This is a genomic window from Alteraurantiacibacter buctensis, from assembly GCF_009827655.1.
GTDB lineage: Bacteria > Pseudomonadota > Alphaproteobacteria > Sphingomonadales > Sphingomonadaceae > Alteraurantiacibacter > Alteraurantiacibacter buctensis.
Genome location: NZ_WTYV01000008.1, coordinates 106,510 through 131,214 on the forward strand (window position 1 = coordinate 106,510; position 24,705 = coordinate 131,214).

The following is a 24,705-nucleotide window of genomic DNA, read 5'->3' on the forward strand; positions in this document are numbered from 1 at the left end:
TTACTGTGCTACCCGGCGGCCGAAGCCGCCCTGCTGCTGCACGCGGTTGACCGGCGTGCCCTGGACCACCCGGCTGCCCGGAGCGGCGAAGACCGTGCGGCGGAAGTTCTTTTCCAGCCGGTCGGAGATATAGTGCCACAGAGCCACCACTTCCTGCGCGCTGCGCCCTTCGGGCTCCACTTCCATCACCGTGCGGCCATCGATCATCGAGGCGGCAAAATCGGTGCGGTGGTGCAGGGTGATCGGGGCCACGGTGCCGTGCTGGCTGAGGGCCACCGCTGCCTCGGAGGTGATCTTCGCCTTGGGGGTGGCTGCGTTGACCACGAAAATCAGCGGCTTGCCCGCGCGTTCGCACAAGTCCACCGTTGCCCCCACGGCGCGCAGGTCATGCGGGCTGGGGCGGGTGGGGACCACGATCAGCTCGGCCACCGAGATGACCGACTGGATCGCCATGGTGATGGCCGGCGGCGTGTCGATCACCGCCAGCTTGAAGCCCTGCTGGCGCAGGATCGCCAGGTCGTTTGCCAGGCGCGCCACGGTGGTCTGGGCAAAGGCGGGATATTCCGCCTCGCGCTCGTTCCACCAATCGGCCAGCGAGCCCTGCGGATCGATGTCGATCAGCACGACCGGCCCCGCGCCGGCGCGCTGGGCCTGCACGGCCAGGTGACCACTCAGCGTGGTCTTGCCCGAACCGCCCTTTTGAGATGCCAATGCCAATACCCGCACGGGCCGTTCCCCCTCGATAAGCGAACCAGGGAGAGAGGCTTTCCCGGTTCTTCACAGCAAGGGAGTTCGCAGATCACCGTTTATTTTGAGTTAAAGGGGTACCTTACTTTCACGCCCCCAGGCGAAAAAAGCGCGGAGGCTTGATTGGCCCGCGCGGTTGCTTGGCCGGCGGGAGAATAATCGCGGCGGCATAAATCTTTTGCTAAGGCGCGGTTTACTATGTTCTGTCCGTAACGGGCCTGGCTGGCAGAAGGTGGAACGATGATGCGATCACGGTGGATCATGCTGACCGGTGCGGCGGCCGTGCTGGTGGCAGCGCCCGCCCTGGCCGATGTGCGCGCCGGGGTGGAAGCGTGGAGCCGGGGCGATTATGCCGCCGCCGTTGCCGAGTGGGAAGGTCCCGCCGCCGCCGGGGATGCCGATGCCATGTTCAACCTGGCGCAGGCCTATCGCCTGGGGCGCGGCGTGGCGCAGGATGGCGCCCGGGCCGAGCAGCTCTATTTCCGCGCCGCGCAGGGCGGTCACCTGCAGGCCGCTGATACCTATGGCCTGATGCTGTTCCAGGCAGGCCGCCATGCAGAGGCGCTGCCTTACGTTGAGGGTGCCGCCCGCCGGGGCGATCCGCGCAGCCAGTATCTGCTGGGCATCGCCCACTTCAATGGCGACAACGTGCCGCGCGACTGGGTGCGCGCCTATGCCCTGCTGACGCTGGCCAACGGTGCCGGCCTGCCGCAGGCTGCCCCCGCTATTGCCGAGATGGACCAGCACATTGCCATAGCCGACCGGCAGCGCGCGGCTGGCCTGGCGGTAGAAATGCGCGAGGCCGCCGATGCGGCCCGCGCGGCGGAACTGGCAGCGGCCGACCTTGGTTCTGCGGGAGGGGGCTCTGCGGGGGCCGCAGCACCGGCCCGGCCGGAAGCGCCGGCGCAAGCCTCCGCTTCGCCCCGCGTGCCCCAGCCCGTGCCCACCGTGGCCGTCTCGCCCTCCGTCGCTGCCGCGCGCGATGCCGTGGCGCAGGCTCGCGGCGCTACCGGCACGGGCAGCCCGGGTGCAGCCGGTGCCGACTATGCCCGCCCCGCTGCTGTCGAGCCGCGCGTGGCCGGGTCACCGCAACCGTCCGCTCCACAGCCGGTGCAGGTGGCCGCCGCCCCGCCGCCGCCGCCGCCGCCCGCTGCTCCTGCCCCGCGCCCGGCGGCAGGGGGCAACTGGAAGGTGCAACTGGGTGCGTTCTCGGTGCCCGCCAATGCGGACCGGTTGTGGGCCACGGTCTCGCGCCAGCCGGCGCTGGCCGGTCATCCTCGGCGCAATGTGGCCGCGGGCCGCGCCAGCCGCCTCCTCGCCGATGGCTTTGCCACCCAGGCCGATGCCCAGGCCGCGTGCAGCGCGCTGCAACGCGCTGGCCACGATTGCCTTGTGACGCGCAACTGATCGGCTAAGACCGGCGCTGATGGGGTCCGCGCCGCTACAGACAGATTTCGCCCGGCCCGTTTCCGGTGAAGACCGGCTGGGCGCGCTCGACCTGATCCGGGGCATCGCGGTGCTGGGCATCCTGCTGGCCAACATCACCGCCTTCGCCCATCCCGACCTTGCCTATTGGTGGCCGGGTGCCCTGCCGGGCGGGGGCAATGCGGCCGATGGCTGGGTGTGGCTGGCGCAGTTCATGGCGATCGACGGCAAGCTGCGGGCTTTGTTTACCCTGCTGTTCGGGGCGGGCCTCGTGCTGTTCGACCACAACCAGCGCGAGCGGCACGGGCGCACCGATGGGCAGGCCATGGCCATGCAGGCGCGGCGGCTGGCCTGGCTGGGCCTGTTCGGGGTGCTGCACTTCTTCTTGCTGTTCGAAGGCGACATCCTGTTCAGCTATGCCGTGGGCGGGTTGCTGGCGCTGTTCGCCCTGCGCATGTCGACCGAACGGCTGGTGGGTATCGGGGTGGTCTGGCTGGTCGCATCGGGCGTGATCCAGTTGCTGCCGTGGATCGGCCCCGCCATGGCCGAGGCGGGGGTAAGTTCGCCCGGCCTGCAATCCGGGACTTTTGCCGAAATCCTGGACAGGTCCTGGCAGGACCAGCTTGCCGAGGCGGCCGAACAGGCGCGCGTGATGGCGGGGGACAGCTACGCCGCAGTGATTGGGTATCGGCTCGATAACCAGGCGGGGGACCTGGCCAGCTATGCCTCCTGGGCCCTGTTCGAGACTGTGCCCCTGATCATGCTGGGCATGGCGGCGATGCGGATGAAGCTGTTCGCGCCGTCAGACGAAGACCCTTCGGGAGGGCCGCTGCCGTGGGTGCTGGTGGCGCTGGGGCTGGCCCTGAACCTGGCCACCGGCCTGCTGGCGATGGACTATCACTTTGCCCCCTACATCACGCAGGCGGTGGTGTTCGGCACGGCGCCGCTTACCAACCTGCCGCTGATCGCCGGGCTGGTGCTTCTGCTGGCCCGCTGGGCCGTGCGGGCAACCGCGCGGGCAGAGCAGGGCTGGCTGGTGGAGCGGCTGGTGCTGGCGGGGAGGATGGCCTTCAGCAACTACATCGGCACCTCGGCCGTGATGATGCTGCTGTTCCAGGGCTGGGCAGGGGGGCTGTTCGGCACCATGCATCGGCTGGACCTGCTGCTTGTGGTGCTGTTTGGCTGGGCCGTGATGATCGCCTTCTCGCGAGTGTGGCTGGGCCGGTTCCGCTATGGCCCGCTGGAATGGCTGTGGCGCTGCCTCACCTATGGGCGGCTGTTTCCCAATCGCCTGCCCCTCGCGTGATAATCACTCGCAATAGCCTTGCTATTGCAATCCATTCGCAGTAAATATCCCCGTATCAGCCCGGAGACTCGCGCCGGTAGAATGGATTTGGGCATGTATATCTGTATCTGCAATGCGATCCGCGAAAGTGACCTGAAGGTGGCCGCGCGCTGCACGTCCGGCGATGCGGAGGCGGTCTACGCCGCGATGGGTAAGAAGCCCAATTGCGGGCAATGCCTGGTGGATGCCGAACTGCTGATCGCGGAGGCGCGCGAGGCCGACGTGGTGGCCATGGTCGCCGCCTGACGGGCCAGTTCCCGGTTCCTGATACGCATTCGCAAAACCGCAGAATTCCGCCATTTTTCGCCGCTTTGGGGCCTGCTTTCGCTTGCCAAGCGCTGCCCCATGTCCGACACTTGCACCATCAAGGAATGGAGCAATGGCCATGCAGGGCGACCCCCAGGTTATCGACTTTCTCAACCGCGCGCTGACCAACGAGCTGACCGCGATCAACCAGTACTGGCTGCACTATCGCGTGCTGGCCAACTGGGGCGTGGCCAGGCTGGCCGCATACGAGCGGCACGAATCGATCGACGAGATGAAGCACGCCGACAAGCTGGCCGATCGCGTGCTGTTCCTGGAAGGGCTGCCCAACTTCCAGGCGATCCACAAGCTGAAGGTGGGTGAGACGGTGGAGGAGATCCTGCGCGCGGATCTGGCGCTGGAAATGGAGGCCATCCCCCTCCTCAAGGATGCCATCGCCCACTGCGAAAGCGTGCGCGATTTCACCAGCCGCGAGTTGTTTGCCGAGATCCTCGAAAGCGAGGAGGAGCACGTCGACTTCCTGGAAAAGCAGTTCGACATGATCGCCCGGATGGGGCTGGAAAACTACGTCCAGTTGCAGAGCAAGGCAGCCGGCGAGGACTAGGGCGTCAACCGCGGCCTCAGCCCACCTTCCACAGCGGGGACAGGTCGCCCTCTTGCCGTTTCAGGCGGGCAAGCTGGCGATCGCCGTCCCACAGCTCCACCTCGCCTTCGGGGTTGTTGATCTGCGCCACGATCAGGGCGATCTGCACGCTGGGCACGTCGATGGCATGGCGCTGGGGCACCCCCGCGTCATGCGCTAGATATTCGATGCGCAGATTGCCCATTTCGTCCTCTCCAGCGGTCCCGCTTCTTGGCCTTCGCGGCGGGTCCGAACCTGCTCTCACAACATGAACGGCAGATGTCAGTTCCCGCTGGCGTAAGGATTTTTCGGGCTTTTCAGGACCAGACGCACCGGCACCGCGCCAAAGCCCAGTTCGCGGCGGATGCCGTTGACCAGATAGCGTTCGTAGCTGGTGGGCAGGGCGTCCAGCCGGGTGCCGAAAATCACGAAGCGCGGTGGGCGGATGCTCGACTGGGTGATGTAGCGCAGCTTGATGCGGCGGCCACCGGGCGCGGGCGGCGGATTGGCGGCCAGCGCCTCGTCAAACCAGCGGTTGAGTGCGGAGGTGGGCACGCGGCGGCTCCACGCATCGCGCAGATCGAAGGCGGCGCTCAGCATCTGGTCCAGCCCCTTGCCGGTCATGGCCGAGACGGCAATCAGCGGCACTCCCTTCAGTTGCGCCAGTCCTTCTTCCAGCGCGGCGCGGATGCCGTTGAACAGGGCGCTGGGTTCCTCGGCCACGTCCCACTTGTTGATGGCGATCATCAACGCGCGGCCTTCCTCCAGCGCCAGGTTGGCGATCTTCAGGTCTTGCACTTCCAGCCCGCGGGTGGCATCCAGCAGCAGCACGACCACCTCGGCATAGTCGATCGCGCGCTTGGCATCGCCCACCGACAGGCGCTCCAGCTTGTCCTGCACCTTGGCGCGCTTCCTCATTCCCGCCGTGTCGACCAGCTTGATGTCGCGCACCTCGCCGCTCTTGGGGTCGGTCCACTGCCAGTCGATGGCGATGGAATCGCGGGTGATGCCCGCTTCCGGGCCGGTCAGCAGCCGGTCCTCGTCCAGCAGGCGGTTGATGAGGGTGGACTTGCCGGCGTTGGGCCGGCCGACAATGGCGAGGCTGAGCGGGGCCTTGGGGTCGGCCTCCTCCTCGTCGTCATAGTCCTCGTCGTCGTCCCATTCCTCGTCGCCCTCCAGCGCGGCGGCGCGGGCGGCGGCACGTTCGGCGCGCAGCGCATTGCGGGCGGCACGCTTCTTCGCCTCGTCGGCGGCGATGGCCTGTTCGGCCTCGAAGTCGATCTCGAGCTTCTCGGCCTTGTCCTTCAGGATCGGGATCAGCGCGGAATAGACCTCGGCCATGCCTTCGCCGTGCTCGGCTGACACGCCGATGGGTTCGCCCAGACCAAGCGAATAGGCTTCGATGATGCCGGTATCCCCGGCGCGGCCTTCGGCCTTGTTGGCCAGCACCACCACGGGCACGTTCTGGCCGCGCAGCCAGCGGGCCACTTCCTCGTCCAGCGGGGTGATGCCTACGCGGGCATCGAACACGAAAAGGGCGGCATCGGCACCCTTCAGCGACACCTCGGTCTGGGCGCGCATGCGGCCGGGCAGGGTCTCGGGATCCTCGTCCTCCCACCCGGCGGTATCGACCGCCTCGAACTCCAGCCCAAGCAGGCCCGCCAGGCCGAAGCGCCGGTCACGCGTGACGCCGGGCTGGTCATCGACCAGCGCGATGCGCTTGCCCACCAGCCGGTTGAACAGCGTGGACTTGCCCACGTTGGGCCGGCCGATGATGACCACCTGGGGATACTTGCGCTGTGCCATAGGGCCCGCAGGTGGCCGTTACGGGCGCGGAAGGCAAGGGGAAGCGTGATTCGGGTGCGGCCGTTGCCTCACCAGGCCCCCGTATTCCCCATGCTCGCCCACGGCTCCCGCGGCTCCAGCGCGCCGCCCTTCTGCAGCAGTTCGATGGAGATGCCGTCGGGGGTGCGGACGAAGGCCATGTGGCCATCGCGCGGGGGGCGGTTGATGGTGATGCCGTAGTCCATCAGGTGCTGGCACAGGCCGTAGATGTCATCCACCGCATAGGCCAGGTGGCCGAAGTTGCGGCCGCCAGTGTAGACTTCTGCCGGGCTGCCGTCTTCCGGCGGCCAGTTGTAGGTCAGCTCCACCTCGGCCACGTCCTTCTGGCCCGGCGCGGCGAGGAAGACGAGGGTGAAGCGGCCCTTCTCGCTTTCCTTGCGGGTGGTTTCCTCCAGCCCCAGCAGGCTGAAGAACTTCAGCGTGGCGTCGAGGTCGGTCACGCGGATCATGGTGTGAAGGTAGGAAATCGTCACGCGGGGAAACTCCGTTCATCGCTGGTCAGGCACGGTTCATCGCCGGTAAGGCACAAGTGGCCGCAGCAGAATACTGCGCCCTACAGGGAGACCGTTCATGGCCCAACTTAGCGAAGAGACCCCCGTCCCCGCCACCCCTTTCTGGAAAGCACCGCTGGGGGCGATCACCCTGGGCGCAGCGGGCATACTCGCGGTGGGCATGGTGGCTGGCGGCTACCTGCTGGGCGATGGCCTCACCCGCATGAAGATGGCCGAACGCAGCGTCACCGTGCGCGGCCTTGCCGAGCGCGAGGTTACGGCGGACCTTGCCACCTGGACCATTTCCTATTCCGCCACGGCGACCGACATGGCCAGTGCCCAGGCCAGTGTCGACGCCAACACCGCCGCCATCCGCACCTTCTTTGACGGGCTGGGATTTCCGGAAGATGCGATCCAGCCGACCGGGGCCAACGTCTCCAGCTATTCGAACAACGGGGTGATGACCTACACCGTGCGTCAGCGCATGGCCCTGCGCACCACCGATATCGAGCGCGCCCAGCGGGCCGTGCGCCAGCAGGCCGACCTGGTGCGGCGCGGGGTGTTGCTGGAGGAGGGTAGCGGGATGAGCTACACCTTCACCAGGCTCAACGACATCAAGCCCGAGATGGTGGCCGAGGCGACCCGCGATGCCCGCGCATCGGCCGAGCAGTTTGCCGAGGATTCCGCCACCGAAGTGGGCGGCATCCGTTCCGCCACGCAAGGCTATTTCGAGATTGCCGCGCGCGATGGCGACACCGGTGGCTGGGGCAGCGCCGATACCCCGTTCAAGACCGTGCGGGTGGTGACCACGGTGGATTTCTACCTGGAATAGCTCGCCTCCGCGAAGCCACACAGAAAAGGGGCCCGGTCCTTGCCGGACCGGGCCCCTTCTCCTGCTGAAGGTAAAAACCTTAGAAGCTGGCGCTCAGCGTGACGACGAAGGCATCGTCCACGAAGTCGTAAGCCGGGGTGCCGGTGCCTTCGGCGCCGATGTAGGACGCACCCACCGACACGCCGCCGCCCACAGCCACGCTGCCACCCAGGGCCCAGTCCCAGGCCTTGCCGTTGGGGGTGTAGGTCAGGAAGCCATCGGTGTAGCCCAGGTGGGCGCTCAGCGAGATCGGGGTGTCGGGGATGCCCACGCCCAGATCGGTCGACAGGTACAGGTTGTCGGTGCCGCCCAGCGAGTCCTGCTCGGGAGCATAGGCCACGCCCAGGGTCAGGGTGGCGGGGCCCACGCCGAAGCCGGTCTTGCCGTAGAGTTCGACATAATCGAAATCGCCGGCCGGAGCGTTCGGGTAGGCGTAGTAGATCACGCCGACGTCGGCGGTAACGCCGCTGGCGACTTCACCCGACCAGCCTGCGAACAGGTCCAGTTCGGTGTGGCCATAGCCGACCGAGTTCTCGTCCAGCGACGAGCCCCAGGTGCCGACATAGATGCCGCTGGAGTGCTTGGCGGTGATACCGGCCTGGGCAGCGATGTCGCCGCCCGACAGGTCGACGCCGCGGAAGCGGTATTCGCTGACGAGAGCGGCAGTGCCGGTGAAGGTGATTTCGCTTTCTTCCTGGGCGAAGGCGGGAGCGGCCAGGAGAGCGGAACCGATGAGAGTAGCAGCCATCAGGCTGCGGACGGACGTAAGCATGGGCAATTTCCTCAATTGCTGGTTGAACTTTTATGCCTCGTCCCACCTGCGTCTCCGCGATCCGGCCTCTTTGTTGCGGGCCGATATTCACGAGAACGCAACATAACTGGCGCGCCATGTTGCATCGCACAAGGATATTGCGCTGCGTTGCCACATTCCGACAGGAAGTGTGGATTTTCTGCATCACATTCATCTACGGGTCAGGCCAAACTGCCACAATGGATGCAACCAGCGGTGGAATTGCTGCGCTGCAACGCCTAGGTGACGGTGAACGAAGGACCACATTCCTCACTCCCATGCTGAAATTGCTGCGATCCCTGCTATCCCGGTCGGAACAGGCCAACCTGCCTGCCGTACCCGCAGGCCAGCGCATCTATGCCGTGGGCGATGTCCACGGCCGGCGCGACCTGTTCGAGGCGATGGTTGCCGCGATCGAGGAAGACGATGCGCAAGCCACGCCCGCGCGCAGCACGGTGATCCTGCTGGGCGACTTGGTGGATCGCGGCCCCGATTCGGCTGGCGTGCTGGCCCGTGCCCGCCGCTGGCAGCAGGAGCGCGAGGTGCGCATCCTGTGCGGCAACCACGAGGAGATGTTCCTCAAGAGCTTCGACAGCACCGACATGCTGCGCCACTTCATGCGCCACGGCGGTCGCCAGACGGTGGCCAGCTATGGGGTTAGCATGCGGGCCATTTCCGCCGCCGAGGTGGAGGAAATCCAGGCCATGATGCACCAGGCCGTGCCGCAAGCCGACCGCGAGTTCATGGCGGGGTTCGAGGACATGATCGTGCTGGGCGACTATGTCTTCGTCCACGCCGGGATCGATCCGCAGGTGCCGATCCACGAGCAGCGCGCGGCGGATCTCCGGTGGATCCGCGAGCCGTTCCTGTCGCACTCCGAACCCTATGACCAGGTGGTGGTGCACGGCCACACGATCAGCGAGGAGCCCGAACTGCGCGGCAACCGCATCGGCATCGATACAGGTGCCTACGCCAGCAACCGCCTGACCGGCCTGGTGCTGGAAGGCTCCACCCGCCGCCTGATCGAGGTGCGCTCCGACGAGGATGGCCAGGTCAGCGTGGCGAAGCGCGCGGCCTGAGGGCGAAAGCGGGCAGGATAGAGCCAGGGGGCCTGTAAGCCGGGTTCTGTGATCCGGACGGTATGCGCCGAAACGCACCGTATCCGGAACGGCAGCCATTCATCTCGGCGGGGCCTTGCGGCACCGCTCCAGCAACCAACCCGGGTCTCATCGGGGCGAAACACCCCTGCCTTTCAGCGCGAGACCCCTATTTGGTCTTGCTCCGGGTGGGGTTTGCCATGCGGGCGCTGTTACCAGAACCCCGGTGCGCTCTTACCGCACCCTTTCACCCTTGCCTGTGGTCCGAAAACCCATCGGCGGTATGCTCTCTGTGGCACTTTCCCTGGGGTCACCCCCGGCGGGCGTTACCCGCCACCCTTGTTTCGTGGAGCCCGGACTTTCCTCGGTGGAGTTGCCCCCATCGCGGCTGCCCGGCCCCCTGGCGAGCGCCGATGTAGGGCAGGGCAGGCAGGTAGGCAACCTTGCTGCGGGCTGCACGCCCGATTCAGCCCCGCCGCAGCGCCGGTGGTAGAGAAGGATCAGCATGAAACCGATTCGCCTTGCCCTGCTCGCCGCCCTTGTCCTCGCCCCAGTGGGCCTGGCCGCCATGCCCGCTGCCAGCCAGTGGGAGATCGGCCCCTGGGTGCGCGGTCGCAACTATTCCGAAGGGATGCCCGCCAATCCTGACCCTGTTCCCGGTGGCGGCGTGCGCTTTGCCTTTCCGCAAGGCTCGCGCGGGCAGGTGGACGCGATGACCACCGCCATCGGCCCGCTGGACGGCGCGCGCAGCATCACCATCCGTTACCGGGTAGATGCCGCCCCCGGCACCCGCTTCGCGGCGGTGGAGACGCCGGAGATGCCAGCCACCGTCTCGCTCTATTTCCAGCGCGCGGGCGACACCTGGACCGGTCGCGGCCGCTATGGCTCGTACCGCTGGTATGCGCCGGGCGAGGCGGTGATCCCGCTGGAACCGGGCGAGCGGACCGTGACCGTGCGGCTGGATGCCGGTTGGACCAACGTCAACGGCAAGCCGGTGAGCGATGACCCCGCCGGCTTCGCCGCCGCCCGCGCCGAAGCCGCCACCCTGGGCCTCGCCTTCGGCTCACTCAGCCGTCGCAGCCACGGTGTCCATGCGGACGGGCGGGCGAGCTTTACGCTGCTGGGGCTGCGGGTCGACTAGGCTGCCGGCGTTGCATCACCGAACAGCCGAATGGTATGCAGGCTGATGCGCTGGTTTTTTGCCTATCACCGCCGCCTGATGGATCGGCTTTACCACGGCAACCTGTTCAGCGGCCCAGACAAGCTGGAGCATATGGCTCCATTCCTCGTAGGAATGGGCTTGGTGATAGTGGTTGCTTACCTCTTTGGCCCCATCGGAAAGCCGGTAAGAATCTGGTTGGTTGCGGCCCTGTGCGGACCGGGTGCGATTTGGTTCGTCTACGTGTTGTTTCATGAATTGCGTTCGCTCCCGGGAAGGTATCGCAGACACCGCGAACTGGAATAACCGGCCAACCCCGGATCACTACCGCGCCCGCCCCTCATCGCGGTCCAGCAGCAACTGGAACAGGATCGCCCGGCATTCGCCATCGGCCATGCCGTCGATCGTCTCGGGCCGCCAGCGGCGCTGGAAGGCTTCGATGGCTTTCCCGGCATCGGAAATGTCATAGCCATAGCGTTCCAGTGCCAGCAGGAAGGCGCCATCATTGCCGAAGGGATCGCCCAGGTTCAGCTTTTCCGGGCGCGGCAGGCACAGTTTCCAGCGGGCGAGGCGATCCCACGGGAAAAGCTCTCCGGGGTCCACCTTGCGGGCCGGGGCAATGTCCGAGTGGGCGACCACGTTGGCATAGGGGATCTTGTAGCGCCGCACGATGGAATCGAGCAGCGGGATCAGCGCTTCGATCTGCGCCTCGGCAAAGGGGCGATAGCCCAGCGCGTGGCCTGGATGGTCCAGCTCGATGCCGATGGAGGCGCTGTTCACGTCTGCCTGCCCGCGCCAGAAGCTCTTGCCCGCATGCCAGGCGCGCTTGTCTTCCGGCACCAGCCGGATCACCTCGCCCTCTTCGGTAATGCAATAGTGGGCGGAAACTTCGGCCGCCGGATCGCACATCCGCTCCAGCGCGGTCTCCACCGGCTTCATCTCGGTATAATGCAGCACCACCATGTCGATGGGGCATTTGCGCTCGTTCCAGTTGGGCGATGGGTGGTCCCGATGGATCACCGGCTCGCGCGGGAACGGGCTGGGCATCTCCGGGCGTTACCCGATCAGGTCGGTGGGGGCGGGCATGGTAGCCCCCAGCACCAGCATGTCCGGGCCGTGGACCGCCTGTAGCTTGCCGCCTTGTTCCTTGGCCAGCAGGTGCAGCATGTGGGCGGGGGCCGTGCGGCCGGACAGGTCGCCGGTGGGCAGGACCCCTTCCAGTGCCTGGCCGATAGTGGCGTCGAAGGCGATGCGCGGGCCGGTGGCGCGGATCACGATCTCGGTCATGCCCGCCCCATCCTTATTGGCGCGCGTTTCCGCCCCCACCAGCAGCACGCCGCCGCGCACCAGCGCGTCCATGCCGATGGCCGCCAGGTTCAGCAGGGCTTTCACCGCCGGCTTGGCCAGCTTGGGTTCGGCCACCACCCATTCCAGGCTCAGCCGTTCGTTGGCGGAGACCAGCGAGGCGATCAGGCTGCGCGGTTCCTCGGTGGGGACCATCTCGCCGAAGCCACCCGCGGCGCCAAAGGCCAGGCGGAAGAACTTGAGCTTGTCGGCACTGGCCTTGGCGCTCTGTTCCAGCAGTTCCATGCAGCGGGCCCGCATCTCGGGATCACGCTCGTCCGCCAGCAGCTCCAGCCCGTTGCTGATCGCCCCCACGGGGCTCAGCAGGTCATGGCACAGGCGCGAGCAGAGGAGGGCGGCAAGATCGAGTTGCGATGTCATGCCAGCGCTTTAGCCATGTGGGGCACGGGTGGGAAGCGCCCAGACGCTTGTCGCATCGCCATTTGGCGCTACCACAGGGCCGATGACCGCTGAGCAGACCCTTTCCGGCACCATTCCCGAAGCCGGCCGGCTGGACAAGGTGCTGGCCGATTGCACCGGTTTGTCACGAGAGCGGGTCAAGGCGCTGATTCAGGACGGAAAGGTGCTGGTGGACGGCAGGCCCGCCGGCAGCGCATCGGGCAAGGCTCAAGTTAACTCCAGCTATTCAATCCACCTTCCGCCCCCGGATGATCCACAGGCCCGTCCACAGGATATCCCCATCGTGGTGGCCTGGGAGGATGAACACCTGATCGTGGTCGACAAGCCGGCCGGCATGGTGGTCCACCCGGCGGCGGGCAACCCCGATGGCACGCTGGTCAACGCCCTGCTGCACCACTGCGCGGGCGGGCTGTCCGGCATCGGCGGGGTGGCGCGGCCGGGCATCGTCCACCGCATTGACAAGGATACCAGCGGCCTGCTGGTGGTGGCCAAGAGCGACGTGGCGCACGAAGGCCTCGCCCGCCAGTTCGCCGACCACTCGCTGGAACGGGCCTACCTGGCGGTGACGCAAGGCCACCCGATGCCCCCCGCCGGCACGATCCGCGCCCGCCTGGGCCGGTCTGACGCTGACCGCAAGAAGATGGCCGTTCTCCCTGACACCAGCAGCCGGGGCAAGCATGCCGTTACCCATTACCGCACGCTGGAGCGGCTGGACCATTGCGCGCTGGTGGAATGCCGGCTGGAAACCGGGCGCACCCACCAGGTGCGCGTTCACCTTGCATCAATCGGCCATCCGCTAGTGGGGGATCCTGTCTATGGCCGACCGTCATCAGCACTCCGCCCGCTTCTCAGGGAGCTGGGATTTCACCGCCAGGCCCTCCATGCCGCAGTGCTGGGATTCATCCACCCTGTCACCGGCGAACGGGTCCGCTGCGAATCCGCACTGCCCGCCGATATGCGGGAACTGATCGACAAAACCGGCCATTCAAATCGATGAAATGCGCACTATCTGTACGCCGTTCGTCTATAGTGACGGGCCAATAATGTGGCTGCAGAGTGATTCAGGTGCCCGGCAGGGGCCTGCGAAGTGCAGTCGACGCGAAGAAAGGTTAGGGACCTAGTGAGCAACAAGCGTACTTCGATGCCGGTGCTGGGGGGCGAGCAGAGCCTCAACCGCTATCTGGCAGAGATCAAGAAATTCCCCGTGCTGACGGCCGAGCAGGAATACATGCTGGCCAAGCGCTATCGCGAACACGAAGACCCGGAAGCCGCCGCGCAGCTGGTGACCAGCCACCTGCGCCTGGTGGCCAAGATCGCCATGGGCTACCGCGGCTATGGCCTGCCGGTCAGCGACCTGATTTCCGAAGGCAACGTGGGCCTGATGCAGGGCGTGAAGAAGTTCGAGCCCGATCGCGGTTTCCGCCTGGCGACCTATGCCATGTGGTGGATCAAGGCCAGCATCCAGGAATTCATCCTGCGCTCGTGGAGCCTCGTCAAGATGGGCACCACGGCGGCGCAGAAGAAGCTGTTCTTCAACCTTCGCCGGATGAAGAAGCAGCTCGAAGCCTATGAGGATGCCGACCTTTCGCCGGAGAACCTGGCCAAGATCGCGACCGACCTGGGCGTGCCCGAGCAGGAAGTGATCAACATGAACCGGCGCATGATGATGGGCGGCGACGGCTCGCTCAACGTCGCCATGCGCAACGGCGAGGAAGGCAGCGGCGAGTGGCAGGATTTCCTGGCCGACGACCGCCCCCTGCAGGACGTGGTGGTGGCCGAGGCCGAAGAGGCCGACCTGCGCCGCGAAATGCTGGTGGAGGCGATGGACAGCCTGAACGACCGCGAGAAGCACATCCTCACCCAGCGCCGCCTGGTGGACGAACCGCAGACGCTGGAGGAGCTGAGCCAGACCTACGACGTCAGCCGCGAACGCATCCGCCAGATCGAGGTACGCGCCTTCGAAAAGCTGCAAAAGGCGATGCAGCGGATTGCCGGGGAACGGCTGCTGCCGGCGGCGGCGTAAGCGCCAGCTTGAGCAGATAACAAGGGGGCCGGGCAGCGATGTCCGGCCCCTTTGCTTTGCGATCAGTAAGCCTTCGCCAATATCGCCACCACCTGATCGAACCGCCCCTCGGCTTCGGCATCACGCAGGAACCTGACATTCTGCGTCAGCACTTCGGGCGGGGTGGGCTCTGCCGCGAACTGGGCCATCGTTTCGGCGATGAAAGCGTCCAGCGGCATGAACGATTGCTCCTCGCTCTGGCCCGGGGTCAGCTCGGTCCGGACGCCGGGCGGGGCCACTTCGATCACCTCAACCCTGCCGGCCAGCTTCGCGCGCAGCGAAACGGTGTAGCTGTGCAGCGCCGCCTTGGTGGCAGAATAGGTGGCCGTGGCGGGCAGCGGCACGAAGGCGAGGCCGCTGGTTACATTGACGATGGCGGCGTTCGGCTGGGCGGACAGGTGGCCGATCAGCGCGTCGATCAGGCGGATGGGGCCCAGCAGGTTGGTTTCCACCATCGCCTCCGCCGCAGACAGGTCGCGCGCGGCGGTCACGTCCTCGTGCATCATCACCCCGGCGTTGTTGACCAGCACGTTGAGCGCGGGGAAGCGGGCAGTTACCTCGGCGGCGAAGCGCGCGATGTCTCGCGCGCTGGCGGCATCCAGCGTCATCGCGTGGATTGACGGGTGGCCTTCCGCCGTTCCGGCCAGTGCTTCTGCCTTGCGCCCGGCCACAATCACCGTGTTGCCGTTCTGCGCCCACCAGCGCGCCATGCCCCGGCCAATGCCGCTGCCGCCGCCCGTGACGAGGATGGTATTGCCGCTGGGTTTCATGGGATTGCGCTCCGGATGGGTCAGGTAGCCCGAAGATAGGGCGAGAGCCGATTGGGGCAAGCACCCGCTTCCAACCGCCGCTCTTCCGCGCTAAGCGCTGGGCCAATGGCTTCCCGCATCGTCACCTGGGCCGGCAAGGCCGCGCTTGTCTGGATCGCGCTCAGCCTGATGCTGGTGGTGCTGTTTCGCTTCGTGCCGGTTACCTATACCCTGACCATGCTGTTCGACGAGAACCCCGTCACCCGTGACTGGGAGCCGCTCTCCCGCATCGACCGCAACATGGTGAGCGCGGTGATCGCGGCGGAGGACGGCAAGTTCTGCAGCCACAACGGGTTCGATACCGAGGCGATCGAGCAGGCGCTGGAGGAGGCGGCCGAAGGCGGGCGCCAGCGTGGTGCTTCCACCATCAGCCAGCAGACCGCCAAGAACGTGTTCCTGTGGCAGGGCGGCGGCTGGTTCCGCAAGGGGCTGGAGGCCTGGTTCACCTTCCTGATCGAGACGCTGTGGGACAAGCGGCGGATCATGGAAGTCTACCTCAACGTGGCCGAGACCGGCATCGGCACCTATGGCGTGGAGGCGGGCAGCCAGCGCTATTTCCAGCACTCTGCCGCGCGGCTGACGCGGGACGAGGCCAGCCGCATGGCCGCCGCGCTGCCCAGCCCGAAGACGCGCGAAGTGGTCAGCCCCGGAGGCTTCACCCGCCGCTATGGCAACACCATCGAGGCGCGCATCGGCGTGGTCCGGCGTGATGCGCTGGACGCCTGCGTCTACGACTGAGCGGCATGGGCGCAGGCCATTCTCACCACGGGCATGGGCACGACCATGACCATCACCACCACCACGGCCCGCGCGATCATGGCCGCGCCTTTGCCATGGGCGTTGTGCTCAACAGCGTGTTCGTGGTGGTGGAGGCGACCTTCGGTTTCCTTTCCGGATCGATGGCGCTGGTGGCCGATGCCGGGCACAACCTCAGCGATGTCCTGTCGCTGCTGATCGCCTGGGGCGCCAGCGTGGCGGCGCGCCGGCCGGCTTCGGCGCGGTTCACCTGGGGCCTGAAAAGCTCCACCATCCTGGCGGCCCTGGCCAATGCCATGCTGCTGCTGCTGGCGCTGGGGGCGATCCTGTTCGAGACCGTTCACCGCCTGATCTGGCCGGTGGAGCCGGACGGCCTGACCATGGTGTGGGTGGCCGCCATCGGCATCGCCATCAACACCGGCACGGCGCTGATGTTCATGGCCGGACGCAAGCATGACCTGAACGTGCGCGGGGCCTTCCTGCACATGGCCGCCGACGCGCTGGTGAGTGCGGGCGTGGTGGTGGCCGGGCTGGTGGTGCTGGCGACGGGCTGGGTGCTGGTCGATCCGCTGGTCAGCCTGGCGATCGTGGCGGTGATCGGCTGGGGTACCTGGGGGCTGTTGCACGACAGCGTGAAGCTGGGCCTCAACGCCGTGCCCGAAGGGATCGACGAGGGGGCCGTGCGCAGCCTGCTGGCGGGCCTGCCGGGGGTGGCGTCGGTGCACGACCTGCACATCTGGCCGATGAGCACCACCGAGACTGCCCTGATCGCCCACCTGCACATGCCGGACGGGCATCCTGGCGATGACTTCCTGCACCACGCCGCGCACGAACTGGAGCACCGCTTCGGCATCGGCCACGCCACCTTGCAGGTGGAAACCGGATCGGGCGGGCATTGCGGAGGTTGTGCATGACCGAAGAGACCGTGCGCGAGGGTGGCTGCGGTTGCGGCCAGGTGCGCTATCGCCTGACGGGCGAGCCGATCTTCGTCAACAACTGCCATTGCCGCCTGTGCCAGCAGCAGACCGGCTCCACCAGCGTGGTCAACCTGTTCCTGGAAGCCGGGCGGGTGGAGCTGCTGGCGGGCGCGCTGACCGAGCATACGGTGAAGGGCGGCAGCGGCGGGCCGCACGTGATCTGCCGCTGCGCCGCCTGCGGCACCGCCGTGTGGAGCGTCTATCCGCGCCTCGGCCGGCTGGGCCTGGGGGTGCGTGCGGGCACGCTGGACGAACCCGGCAGCGTCACGCCCGATGCGGTAATCTTCACCGACAGCATGATGCCGTGGGTCACCCTGCCGCAGGGCATCCCGGCCTTTCCCGCCACCTACAACCCCTTCGAACTGCTGCCGCCTGATCGGGTTGCCCGGCTGCAGGCCATGCTGGAACGGCGCAGGGCCGGCGAGGGTTAGGCAGGTGACCGCCCAGTGCCCGGTGGATAAGCGCCGGTCACATATTTGTCACAACCAGCCCTTTCGCCTAGCAGCGGCAGGCAATCGAGGGGTTTGAACGCACATGGCATTGAGGCAGATCGCCGTCCTGCCCTATCGCGCGGTGTCCGCGGCGATCGATGCACCGGTGCAGATCATGCTCGTCACCTCGCGCGGCACGGGGCGCTGGGTGATCCCCAAGGGTAACACCGATCCCAAGCTGTCGCCCCACGCCGCCGCTGCCGTGGAGGCCGAGGAGGAGGCGGGCGTGCGCGGGGCCGCCTGCCCCGTGCCGCTGGGCACCTATCGCTATCGCAAGACGCAAGGGTCCGGCGCCACGGTGTGGGCCGATGTCGAAGTATTCCCCTTCGCCGTAACCGAGGAGCTGCCCAGGTGGAAGGAGCAGCACGAGCGCGAGCGCCGCTGGTTCACCATGGCCGAGGCGGCCGAGGCGGTGGACGAGCCGGACCTGCGCGCCCTGATCCGCAGTTTCGGCGCGCGGGAATTCCGCGCCGCCACGCAAATGTCCACCATCATCGACACGGTCGTCGACAAGACAGGGGTCAGCCTGATGTTTTCCTGGTTCCAGCGGCTGCTGCCGCAGCAGAGCGATTTCTTCGACCAGTTCGAGCGCCACGCCGCCACGCTGGTGGCCGGGGCCGATGCCCTGGCCCGGCTGGCGCAGGGCGGGCCGGGCCAGGATGGCCACATCCGCGAGATCAACGAGCGCGAGCACGATGCCGACCAGATCATCCGCGAGGTGCTGCAGAGCGTTCGCCGCAGCTTCCTGCTGCCGTTCGACCGCTCGGCCATCACCAGCCTGATCGCCAGCATGGACGATGCGATCGACGAGATGCAGGCCACCGCCGGGGCGGTGGAGCTGTACGGGATCGACGGGTTCGAGCCGGAAATGCGCGACATGGCAGCGATCATCGTCGACGCCGCGCGGCTGACCGCGGAGGCCATCCCCCTGCTGCGCCGCGTGGCCGATAACGGCGTGCGGCTGCACGAGCTGACCGAGCGGATCGTGCGCATGGAGGGCCACGCCGACGAGATCCATTCCGCCGGCCTCAAGCGCATCTTCAAGGACGTGGGGCCGAAAGACCCCTTACGCTTCGTGGTGCTGCAGGAGATGTTCAAGCGGCTGGAGCGGGTGGTTGACCGGTTCGAGGACGTGGCCAACGAGATCGACGGTCTCGTGATCGACCACTCCTGACGCGGGCCTGCCAGCGATGGACACCACGCTTGCCATGCCGCTGCTGATCGGGCTGATCGCCCTGGCGCTGGCGTTCGACTTCCTCAACGGCCTGCACGATGCCGCCAACGCCATCGCCACGGTGGTGGCCACGCGGCTGCTCTCGCCGTTCAACGCGGTGCTGTTTGCCGCCGTGGGCAACTTTGCCGCCTACTGGTTCGTGGGCCTGCACGTGGCCGAGACGGTGGGCAAGGGCATCGTCGACAAGGACATCGTCACTCCGGCCGTGGTCTTCGGCGCGCTGATCGGGGCGATGTTCTGGAACGTGGTCACCTGGCTCAAAGGCATCCCGTCCAGCTCCAGCCACGCGCTGATCGGCGGGCTGCTGGGGGCGGGTATCACCCACGCCAGCTTCGGCGCGGTGGAGAGCGAGGGAACGATCAAGACCATCGTGGCGATCTTCCTGTCGCCGATGATCGGCTTTTTCCTGGCGATGAGCCTGATGCTGCTGACCAGCTGGCTGTTCAGGGGCATGGGGCCGCGCCCGGCCAACAGCACGTTCAAGGTGCTGCACCTGGTTTCCTCGGGGGCCTATGCCATCAGCCACGGCGGCAACGATGCCCAGAAGACGATGGGGATCATCACCGTGCTGCTTTATTCCACCGGCCACCTGCAGGGGGAATTCCACGTGCCGGGCTGGGTGGTGCTGAGCTGCTATGCCGCGATTGCGCTGGGCACCCTGTCCGGCGGGTGGAAGATCATCAAGACGATGGGCAACAAGCTGACCAAGCTGAACCACCATTCCGGCTTCTGCGCCAGCACGGCGGGTTCGGTGGTGGTGTTCGGGGCCAGCGCGATGGGCATTCCCATCTCCACCACCCACGCGATCACCGGCAGCGTGGTGGGCACCGGCGCGGCGCGGCGGGCCAGTGCGGTGCGCTGGAGCGTTGCCAGCCGCGTGATCGTGGCCTGGTTCATCACCATTCCCGCCAGCGGGATCGTGGGCGCGCTGGCCTACCTGCTGACGCGTCTGTTCTGAGGGGAATGCGCCCGTGGCCCGGCCAGCCTTTGGCTGCCGGGGTGGACGGGGAGAGCAAATGACCGGCGCGGGGTTGCCGCATTCTGTGCCCGGACTCGACGACGCTTTTGGGTAGTTTAGGTACTCAGCATTCGCGTCGAGATTTGTTGCCGCCGGCCCGCGGCCATCCTCCAGCTATTGACGCGACGGAGGGCAGCACTCGCGTGGCGGCCATGCCTGGTGCGAACGTTCGACATAATGCCGGGACGCCCGCGCCGGTCATTTCCTCCGCATTCCGAAGAACCGGAGGATGGCCCATCCGCTGCACCGGCCGGATACTGCGGACGCGAATCGGGCTGCACTAAATTAGGTGCTGTAGGAAAGTGATTTCTGCAAAAGCCCTCTCCCCTTGGGAGAGGGTTGGGTGAGGGTGTGCCAACGCAAGCGGCGCTTAAGCCTGCTCACCCGCCCCCCGACCCCTCCCTCAAGGGAGGGTGAGGGGAGGGAGAAGGACGCTTACGCCGCCTCTTCCTTCTTGGCCTTCTTGCCTTCCATCACGCGGACCGGTTCCTTGCGTCCGTGGACCACGTCGGCATCCACAACTACTTCGGTCACGTCGTCCAGGCTGGGCAGGTCAAACATGGTGTCGAGCAGCAGTGCCTCCACGATGGAGCGCAAGCCGCGCGCGCCGGTCTTGCGCTTGATGGCCTTCTTGGCGATCTCCTGCAGGGCCTCGTCGGTGAAGGTCAGGGCAACATCTTCCAGCTCGAACAGCTTGGCATACTGCTTGACCAGCGCGTTCTTCGGCTCCTTCAGGATCGTCACCAGCGCTTCTACGTCCAGGTCGTGCAGGGTGGCGATCACCGGCAGGCGGCCGACGAATTCGGGGATCAGGCCGAACTTGAGCAGATCCTCCGGCTCGCACTTCTCCAGCATCGCGCCGATCCGCGCCTTGCTGGGGTCCGAAACGTTGGCGCCGAAGCCGATGCTGCGCTTCTGCAGCCGGTCAGCGATAACCTTTTCCAGGCCCGCGAACGCACCGCCGCAGATGAACAGGATGTTGGTGGTGTCGACCTGCAGGAATTCCTGCTGCGGATGCTTGCGGCCGCCCTGCGGCGGCACGGATGCCGTGGTCCCTTCCATCAGCTTGAGCAGCGCCTGCTGCACGCCTTCGCCCGAAACGTCACGGGTGATGGAGGGATTTTCCGCCTTGCGGGTGATCTTGTCGATCTCGTCGATGTAGACGATGCCCTGCTGGGCCTTCTCGACGTTGTAGTCGGAGGCTTGGAGCAGCTTGAGGATGATGTTCTCCACGTCCTCGCCCACGTAACCGGCTTCGGTCAGCGTGGTGGCATCGGCCATGGTGAAAGGCACGTCAAAGGTGCGGGCCAGCGTCTGCGCCAGCAGCGTCTTGCCGCTGCCGGTGGGGCCCACCAGCAGGATGTTGCTCTTGGCCAGTTCAACATCGTTGCCCTTGCCGGAGTGCTTCAGCCGCTTGTAGTGGTTGTGCACGGCGACGGACAGCACGCGCTTGGCGCGTTCCTGGCCGATCACGTAATCGTTCAGCGTCTCGCAGATTTCGCGCGGGGTGGCGATCTCGCCATCCTTGCGGCCGCCGATGGCGCCCTTGGTTTCCTCGCGAATGATGTCGTTGCACAGCTCCACGCATTCATCGCAGATGAACACGGTAGGACCGGCGATCAGCTTGCGCACCTCGTGCTGCGACTTGCCGCAGAAGCTGCAGTAAAGGGTGCTCTTGCTATCGGTTCCGCTCAACTTGGTCATGGTCCCTATCTGTGCCGGGGCACTGTGCCAGAATGCTGTAGTCACGTCCGCAGACGCGTAGAGTCGACAGGGCCCAATGTAAGCCCGTGCCGCGTAATATCAATCTTGAGGTACCCTAGCATCCCCGGCTTGCCCTAGGCTGAAGGAGCAAGGTTGCCAAAATGCTACAACCGGCCCCCCGTTGGTTTACGCCTGCGGGGGGCCGGGAACAGGGTTATTCCGGTGCACCGCCGCTGCCGGTGGCCTCGTCGTGTGCCTCGCCCTTGGGCCGGTGGGCGAACACGGCATCGACCAGGCCGAAGGCCTTGGCCTCGTCCGCTTCCAGGAAGGTATCGCGGTCCATCGCCTTCTCGATCACGTCCAGCGGCTGGCCGGTGTACTTGGTGTAAAGGTCGTTCATCCGGGCGCGGATGCGCAGGATTTCCTTGGCCTGGATCTCGATATCGCTGGCCATGCCGCGCGCGCCGCCGCTGGGCTGGTGGATCATGATGCGGGCATTGGGCAGGGCCACGCGCATCCCCGGCTCACCCGCAGCCAGCAGGAAGCTGCCCATCGATGCCGCCTGGCCGATGCACACGGTGCGCACCTTGGGCTTGATGTACTGCATGGTGTCGTGGATCGCCATGCCGGCCGTCACCACGCCGCCCGGGCTGTTGATGTACATCGAGATGTCCTGGCTGTTCTCGCTTTCCAGGAACAGGAGCTGGGCCACGATCAGGCTGGCCATGTTGTCTTCCACCCCGCCGGTGACGAACACGATCCGTTCGCGCAGCAGGCGGCTGAAGATGTCGAAGCTGCGCTCGCCCCGGCTGGTCGATTCCACCACCACCGGCACCAGGGCACCGGTTACGGGATCGATGTTGAAACGGTCACGATTGTCGCCGAACAGGTCGAGCATTGAATTCCCCTCGAGGTAGGTTTGCGCCAGCCTATGTCGCGCGCCGGGCGGCGATGTTCAAGGGGGGCAGGGCCGGCCTGCACGGCTTCCTCCACCGAAAAACGGTTCGTCGATGGCAATTGCCCCCGCGTCGATTGTCACGGGTGGCGGGCAGCACGGGGCCTATGGCTGCCCTCCGACTACACATGTCGACAAACAGGATGAGGGGATTACCGTATATGCGCCAGGCCATGTGGCTTGTTTCGGCTGCCGTGGGGGCGGGCCTTGTCATGGCGCCTGCCGCAGCGCAGGAAGACACCACCGCTGCTGATCCGGCGCTGATCGCCGCCGAGGCCGCCGAGCTTGTCGTGACCGCCTATACCGTGGCCGATTTTGCCCGCTTCAACCCGCGCAACGCGCTGGACATGGTCAATCGCGTGCCCGGATTCACCATTCGCGGCGAGGACGGCCAGCGCGGGCTGGGCCAGGCCACGGCCAACGTGCTGATCGATGGCGCGCGGGTGTCCAGCAAGTCGGAAAACCTGTTCGACCGCCTGCGCCGCCTGAGCACTGACCGGGTGGAGCGGATCGAGATCGTCGACGGGGCCACGCTGGGCATTCCGGGCCTGTCGGGCCAGGTGGCCAACGTGATCACGAAGCCCGGCGGGGTCAGCGGCCGGTTCGAATACCGCGCCAGCATGCGCCCGCGTTATGCCCCGCCCAGCTATGTTGGCGGTGAGGTGTCGCTGTCCGGCTCCCGCCCCGGGCTGGGCGGCAATCTTGAATGGAGCCTGGCCTACGGCCACGGCACCGGGCGCGGCGGGGCGGGCGGCCCGCGCGCGACCATCGAGGACGCGACAGGCACAATTACCGAGAACCGCGACGTGCGGCTGTTCTTCCGCGGCGAGTTTCCGCGCCTGTCGGGCCGCGTGGGCTGGACGGGGCCGGACGGCGTGGCGGCCAACCTCAACGCGGTCTACGGCCGCCACTACGAGCGTTTCTCCGATGACGAGCTGCGCGACCTGGTGACCGGCCCGGACCTGTTCCGCAATTTTGACAACCGCGACCGGGGCTACAACTACGAGGTCGGTGGCGACCTGACCCTGCCGCTGGCGGGCGGCAGCCTGAAGCTGGTGGGGCAGGAGCGGTTCAACCACAATTTTGGCCGGGCCGACAGTGTGCTGGACTTTGCCAATGGCGATCCCGACGCGGGCAGCCGCTTCACCGCCACCACCAGGTCCGGGGAGCGGATCGGCCGGGCAGAATATAGCTGGACCATGCTGGGCGGCGGCTGGCAGGTGGATGGCGAGGCCGCCTTCAACCGCCTGCGGCAGAGCGCCGCGCTGTTCGTGCTCACGCCCTCGGGCTCGCTCGATCCCGTGCCCTTTCCCGATGCCACCGGCGGGGTGACCGAGGACCGCTACGAGGTGATCGCCAGCCACAACCGGCAACTGGCCACCGGCTTCACCCTGCAGGCCAGCGGCGGGGCGGAGTTCTCCACCCTGGCGCAGACCGGGGCGAACGGCCTCACCCGCCGGTTCCAGCGGCCCAAGGGCAGCCTGTCGCTGGCCTGGACCCCGCACCAGGGCACCGACCTGTCGCTGAAGGTGGCGCGCACCGTGGGCCAGCTCTCGTTCGGCGATTTCCTCGCCAGCGTCTCGCTCGCCCGCGACAACGAGAATGCCGGCAACGTCCAGCTCGTCCCCCCGCAAAGCTGGGAGGCGGACCTGGAACTGAGCGAGAGCCTGGGCCCCTGGGGCTCCACCCGGCTGAAGCTCTATGGCCGCCGGATCGAAGACCTGATCGAGATCATCCCCGTGGCCGGCGGGCTGGAGACCAACGGCAACGTGCCGCGCGCCTCGATCCTGGGGCTGGAATGGACCAGCACACTGGAACTGGCCCGCATCGGCTTCAACGGCGCGCGGCTGGAAAGCACTGTCAACCACAACACCAGCCGCCTGCGCGATCCGCTGACCGGCGAGCGGCGCCAGATCAGCGGGGACAACGATACCTATATCGAGGTCAGTTTGCGGCACGATGTGCCCGGCAGCCAGTGGGCCTGGGGACTGGGGGCGCAGTACAACCACAACCGGCCGTTCTACCGCACGGGCGAGGTGAGCAAGGACTGGGAAGGGCCGGTCTACACTTTCGGCTTCATCGAGCACAAGAACGTGCTGGGCATGACCGCCAACCTCAACGTGTTCAACCTCACCAACGGGCGCGCGCTGTACTATCGCAACGTCTTTGCCGGCTATCGCGACCGCAGCCCGCTGCTGTTCACCGAACGGCGCAACCTGGGCGTGCAGCCGATCGTGCAGTTCAGCCTGAAGGGCGATTTCTGAGCGAGGGGGCGGCTT

The 24,705-nt window shown here is 66.6% G+C and carries 26 protein-coding genes and 1 other RNA gene; 16 read left to right on the top strand and 11 right to left on the bottom strand.

Annotated elements, in window-relative coordinates:
• Window positions 1–726, bottom strand: coding sequence for an AAA family ATPase (locus GRI99_RS16705; protein WP_160773205.1), 726 nt, complete (start codon window positions 724–726; stop codon window positions 1–3).
• A gap of 261 nt (window positions 727–987) precedes the next feature.
• On the opposite strand from GRI99_RS16705, the gene GRI99_RS16710 reads away from it, so the two are divergent.
• The 4 genes from GRI99_RS16710 to bfr all read left to right on the top strand — a co-directional run bounded on the left by GRI99_RS16710 (window position 988) and on the right by bfr (window position 4,385).
• Complete coding sequence (locus tag GRI99_RS16710; RefSeq protein WP_237438420.1) at window positions 988–2,154, top strand: SPOR domain-containing protein; 1,167 nt, start codon at window positions 988–990, stop codon at window positions 2,152–2,154.
• Between the two features lie 19 nt (window positions 2,155–2,173).
• Entirely contained in the window at window positions 2,174–3,478 is a 1,305-nt protein-coding gene (locus GRI99_RS16715) for a DUF418 domain-containing protein (protein WP_160773206.1), read from the top strand.
• 93 nt (window positions 3,479–3,571) lie between these two features.
• Complete coding sequence (locus GRI99_RS16720) at window positions 3,572–3,763, top strand: (2Fe-2S)-binding protein (RefSeq protein WP_160773207.1); 192 nt, start codon at window positions 3,572–3,574, stop codon at window positions 3,761–3,763.
• Between the two features lie 139 nt (window positions 3,764–3,902).
• On the top strand, window positions 3,903–4,385 hold the full coding sequence (bfr, locus tag GRI99_RS16725) for a bacterioferritin (RefSeq protein ID WP_160773208.1): 483 nt from the start codon (window positions 3,903–3,905) through the stop codon (window positions 4,383–4,385).
• Between the two features lie 16 nt (window positions 4,386–4,401).
• On the opposite strand, the gene GRI99_RS16730 is transcribed toward bfr, so the two are convergent.
• The 3 genes from GRI99_RS16730 to GRI99_RS16740 all read right to left on the bottom strand — a co-directional run bounded on the left by GRI99_RS16730 (window position 4,402) and on the right by GRI99_RS16740 (window position 6,697).
• A complete protein-coding gene (locus GRI99_RS16730) occupies window positions 4,402–4,608 on the bottom strand; it encodes a hypothetical protein (protein WP_160773209.1) in 207 nt (68 codons plus the stop codon).
• Window positions 4,609–4,685: 77 nt separating this feature from the next.
• Window positions 4,686–6,209 carry a ribosome biogenesis GTPase Der gene (gene der / locus GRI99_RS16735; protein WP_160773210.1) on the bottom strand — a complete coding sequence of 508 codons (1,524 nt, stop codon included), beginning with the start codon at window positions 6,207–6,209 and terminating at the stop codon, window positions 4,686–4,688.
• A 68-nt stretch (window positions 6,210–6,277) separates the two neighbouring features.
• Window positions 6,278–6,697, bottom strand: a complete 420-nt coding sequence (locus GRI99_RS16740) for a VOC family protein (RefSeq protein ID WP_160773246.1) — start codon at window positions 6,695–6,697, stop codon at window positions 6,278–6,280.
• Window positions 6,698–6,920: 223 nt separating this feature from the next.
• Here GRI99_RS16740 and GRI99_RS16745 point away from each other — a divergent pair, with 223 nt between their 5' ends.
• A complete protein-coding gene (locus GRI99_RS16745) occupies window positions 6,921–7,571 on the top strand; it encodes an SIMPL domain-containing protein (protein ID WP_237438426.1) in 651 nt (216 codons plus the stop codon).
• Window positions 7,572–7,650: 79 nt separating this feature from the next.
• On the opposite strand, the gene GRI99_RS16750 is transcribed toward GRI99_RS16745, so the two are convergent.
• The gene (locus GRI99_RS16750; protein WP_160773212.1) at window positions 7,651–8,382 is read right to left on the bottom strand and encodes a TorF family putative porin; all 732 of its coding nucleotides are present in this window, start codon (window positions 8,380–8,382) and stop codon (window positions 7,651–7,653) included.
• Between the two features lie 296 nt (window positions 8,383–8,678).
• Here GRI99_RS16750 and GRI99_RS16755 point away from each other — a divergent pair, with 296 nt between their 5' ends.
• Window positions 8,679–9,479 carry a metallophosphoesterase family protein gene (locus GRI99_RS16755; RefSeq protein ID WP_160773213.1) on the top strand — a complete coding sequence of 267 codons (801 nt, stop codon included), beginning with the start codon at window positions 8,679–8,681 and terminating at the stop codon, window positions 9,477–9,479.
• A 19-nt stretch (window positions 9,480–9,498) separates the two neighbouring features.
• Here the strand turns inward: GRI99_RS16755 and rnpB are convergent.
• Window positions 9,499–9,901, bottom strand: an RNA gene (gene rnpB, locus GRI99_RS16760) — RNase P RNA component class A.
• A 101-nt stretch (window positions 9,902–10,002) separates the two neighbouring features.
• Here rnpB and GRI99_RS16765 point away from each other — a divergent pair.
• Both GRI99_RS16765 and GRI99_RS16770 read left to right on the top strand, forming a co-directional pair.
• Window positions 10,003–10,638, top strand: coding sequence for a hypothetical protein (locus tag GRI99_RS16765; protein ID WP_160773214.1), 636 nt, complete (start codon window positions 10,003–10,005; stop codon window positions 10,636–10,638).
• Window positions 10,639–10,683: 45 nt separating this feature from the next.
• Window positions 10,684–10,962, top strand: a complete 279-nt coding sequence (locus tag GRI99_RS16770) for a hypothetical protein (RefSeq protein WP_160773215.1) — start codon at window positions 10,684–10,686, stop codon at window positions 10,960–10,962.
• A gap of 18 nt (window positions 10,963–10,980) precedes the next feature.
• On the opposite strand, the gene GRI99_RS16775 is transcribed toward GRI99_RS16770, so the two are convergent.
• On the bottom strand, window positions 10,981–11,703 hold the full coding sequence (locus GRI99_RS16775; RefSeq protein WP_160773216.1) for an N-acetylmuramoyl-L-alanine amidase: 723 nt from the start codon (window positions 11,701–11,703) through the stop codon (window positions 10,981–10,983).
• A 9-nt stretch (window positions 11,704–11,712) separates the two neighbouring features.
• The gene (locus GRI99_RS16780) at window positions 11,713–12,381 is read right to left on the bottom strand and encodes a histidine phosphotransferase family protein (RefSeq protein ID WP_160773217.1); all 669 of its coding nucleotides are present in this window, start codon (window positions 12,379–12,381) and stop codon (window positions 11,713–11,715) included.
• An 82-nt stretch (window positions 12,382–12,463) separates the two neighbouring features.
• Between GRI99_RS16780 and GRI99_RS16785 the strand changes: the two genes are divergently transcribed.
• Both GRI99_RS16785 and rpoH read left to right on the top strand, forming a co-directional pair.
• Window positions 12,464–13,417 (top strand): RluA family pseudouridine synthase, encoded by a 954-nt coding sequence (locus tag GRI99_RS16785; RefSeq protein ID WP_160773218.1) that lies wholly within the window; start codon window positions 12,464–12,466, stop codon window positions 13,415–13,417.
• A 144-nt stretch (window positions 13,418–13,561) separates the two neighbouring features.
• Window positions 13,562–14,443, top strand: a complete 882-nt coding sequence (rpoH, locus tag GRI99_RS16790) for an RNA polymerase sigma factor RpoH (protein ID WP_160773247.1) — start codon at window positions 13,562–13,564, stop codon at window positions 14,441–14,443.
• A 62-nt stretch (window positions 14,444–14,505) separates the two neighbouring features.
• Here the strand turns inward: rpoH and GRI99_RS16795 are convergent, their stop codons facing one another.
• Window positions 14,506–15,252 (bottom strand): SDR family oxidoreductase, encoded by a 747-nt coding sequence (locus tag GRI99_RS16795; RefSeq protein ID WP_160773219.1) that lies wholly within the window; start codon window positions 15,250–15,252, stop codon window positions 14,506–14,508.
• Between the two features lie 105 nt (window positions 15,253–15,357).
• On the opposite strand from GRI99_RS16795, the gene mtgA reads away from it, so the two are divergent.
• The 5 genes from mtgA to GRI99_RS16820 all read left to right on the top strand — a co-directional run bounded on the left by mtgA (window position 15,358) and on the right by GRI99_RS16820 (window position 19,707).
• On the top strand, window positions 15,358–16,029 hold the full coding sequence (gene mtgA, locus GRI99_RS16800; protein WP_160773220.1) for a monofunctional biosynthetic peptidoglycan transglycosylase: 672 nt from the start codon (window positions 15,358–15,360) through the stop codon (window positions 16,027–16,029).
• A 5-nt stretch (window positions 16,030–16,034) separates the two neighbouring features.
• Window positions 16,035–16,961 (top strand): cation diffusion facilitator family transporter, encoded by a 927-nt coding sequence (locus GRI99_RS16805; RefSeq protein WP_160773221.1) that lies wholly within the window; start codon window positions 16,035–16,037, stop codon window positions 16,959–16,961.
• Window positions 16,958–17,455: a GFA family protein gene (locus GRI99_RS16810; RefSeq protein WP_160773222.1), complete on the top strand. Its 498-nt coding sequence runs from the start codon at window positions 16,958–16,960 to the stop codon at window positions 17,453–17,455. The genes GRI99_RS16805 and GRI99_RS16810 overlap by 4 nt, the downstream gene beginning before the upstream one ends.
• Window positions 17,456–17,564: 109 nt before the next feature.
• Complete coding sequence (locus tag GRI99_RS16815) at window positions 17,565–18,689, top strand: DUF47 family protein (RefSeq protein ID WP_160773248.1); 1,125 nt, start codon at window positions 17,565–17,567, stop codon at window positions 18,687–18,689.
• 16 nt (window positions 18,690–18,705) lie between these two features.
• The gene (locus tag GRI99_RS16820) at window positions 18,706–19,707 is read left to right on the top strand and encodes an inorganic phosphate transporter (RefSeq protein ID WP_160773223.1); all 1,002 of its coding nucleotides are present in this window, start codon (window positions 18,706–18,708) and stop codon (window positions 19,705–19,707) included.
• A 495-nt stretch (window positions 19,708–20,202) separates the two neighbouring features.
• On the opposite strand, the gene clpX is transcribed toward GRI99_RS16820, so the two are convergent.
• A complete protein-coding gene (gene clpX, locus GRI99_RS16825) occupies window positions 20,203–21,471 on the bottom strand; it encodes an ATP-dependent Clp protease ATP-binding subunit ClpX (RefSeq protein WP_160773224.1) in 1,269 nt (422 codons plus the stop codon).
• Between the two features lie 214 nt (window positions 21,472–21,685).
• Window positions 21,686–22,369, bottom strand: coding sequence for an ATP-dependent Clp protease proteolytic subunit (locus GRI99_RS16830; protein WP_160773225.1), 684 nt, complete (start codon window positions 22,367–22,369; stop codon window positions 21,686–21,688).
• Window positions 22,370–22,587: 218 nt separating this feature from the next.
• Between GRI99_RS16830 and GRI99_RS16835 the strand changes: the two genes are divergently transcribed.
• Window positions 22,588–24,690, top strand: coding sequence for a TonB-dependent receptor plug domain-containing protein (locus GRI99_RS16835; RefSeq protein WP_160773226.1), 2,103 nt, complete (start codon window positions 22,588–22,590; stop codon window positions 24,688–24,690).
• Window positions 24,691–24,705: the final 15 nt, after the last annotated feature.

Bases quoted from the DNA above. Each gene is read 5' to 3' on its own strand.
- GRI99_RS16830 (WP_160773225.1), bottom strand. From the start codon at position 22,369: ATGCTCGACCTGTTCGGCGACAATCGTGACCGTTTCAACATCGATCCC.
- GRI99_RS16835 (WP_160773226.1), top strand. From the start codon at position 22,588: ATGCGCCAGGCCATGTGGCTTGTTTCGGCTGCCGTGGGGGCGGGCCTT.
- rpoH (WP_160773247.1), top strand. From the start codon at position 13,562: ATGCCGGTGCTGGGGGGCGAGCAGAGCCTCAACCGCTATCTGGCAGAG.
- GRI99_RS16795 (WP_160773219.1), bottom strand. From the start codon at position 15,252: ATGAAACCCAGCGGCAATACCATCCTCGTCACGGGCGGCGGCAGCGGC.
- GRI99_RS16775 (WP_160773216.1), bottom strand. From the start codon at position 11,703: ATGCCCAGCCCGTTCCCGCGCGAGCCGGTGATCCATCGGGACCACCCA.
- GRI99_RS16745 (WP_237438426.1), top strand. From the start codon at position 6,921: ATGGTGGCTGGCGGCTACCTGCTGGGCGATGGCCTCACCCGCATGAAG.
- GRI99_RS16720 (WP_160773207.1), top strand. From the start codon at position 3,572: ATGTATATCTGTATCTGCAATGCGATCCGCGAAAGTGACCTGAAGGTG.
- GRI99_RS16820 (WP_160773223.1), top strand. From the start codon at position 18,706: ATGGACACCACGCTTGCCATGCCGCTGCTGATCGGGCTGATCGCCCTG.
- GRI99_RS16710 (WP_237438420.1), top strand. From the start codon at position 988: ATGATGCGATCACGGTGGATCATGCTGACCGGTGCGGCGGCCGTGCTG.
- GRI99_RS16780 (WP_160773217.1), bottom strand. From the start codon at position 12,381: ATGACATCGCAACTCGATCTTGCCGCCCTCCTCTGCTCGCGCCTGTGC.
- GRI99_RS16740 (WP_160773246.1), bottom strand. From the start codon at position 6,697: ATGATCCGCGTGACCGACCTCGACGCCACGCTGAAGTTCTTCAGCCTG.
- GRI99_RS16755 (WP_160773213.1), top strand. From the start codon at position 8,679: ATGCTGAAATTGCTGCGATCCCTGCTATCCCGGTCGGAACAGGCCAAC.
- GRI99_RS16805 (WP_160773221.1), top strand. From the start codon at position 16,035: ATGGGCGCAGGCCATTCTCACCACGGGCATGGGCACGACCATGACCAT.
- der (WP_160773210.1), bottom strand. From the start codon at position 6,209: ATGGCACAGCGCAAGTATCCCCAGGTGGTCATCATCGGCCGGCCCAAC.
- clpX (WP_160773224.1), bottom strand. From the start codon at position 21,471: ATGACCAAGTTGAGCGGAACCGATAGCAAGAGCACCCTTTACTGCAGC.
- GRI99_RS16715 (WP_160773206.1), top strand. From the start codon at position 2,174: ATGGGGTCCGCGCCGCTACAGACAGATTTCGCCCGGCCCGTTTCCGGT.
- GRI99_RS16765 (WP_160773214.1), top strand. From the start codon at position 10,003: ATGAAACCGATTCGCCTTGCCCTGCTCGCCGCCCTTGTCCTCGCCCCA.
- GRI99_RS16770 (WP_160773215.1), top strand. From the start codon at position 10,684: ATGCGCTGGTTTTTTGCCTATCACCGCCGCCTGATGGATCGGCTTTAC.
- GRI99_RS16750 (WP_160773212.1), bottom strand. From the start codon at position 8,382: ATGCTTACGTCCGTCCGCAGCCTGATGGCTGCTACTCTCATCGGTTCC.
- GRI99_RS16785 (WP_160773218.1), top strand. From the start codon at position 12,464: ATGACCGCTGAGCAGACCCTTTCCGGCACCATTCCCGAAGCCGGCCGG.
- mtgA (WP_160773220.1), top strand. From the start codon at position 15,358: ATGGCTTCCCGCATCGTCACCTGGGCCGGCAAGGCCGCGCTTGTCTGG.
- bfr (WP_160773208.1), top strand. From the start codon at position 3,903: ATGCAGGGCGACCCCCAGGTTATCGACTTTCTCAACCGCGCGCTGACC.
- GRI99_RS16810 (WP_160773222.1), top strand. From the start codon at position 16,958: ATGACCGAAGAGACCGTGCGCGAGGGTGGCTGCGGTTGCGGCCAGGTG.
- GRI99_RS16730 (WP_160773209.1), bottom strand. From the start codon at position 4,608: ATGGGCAATCTGCGCATCGAATATCTAGCGCATGACGCGGGGGTGCCC.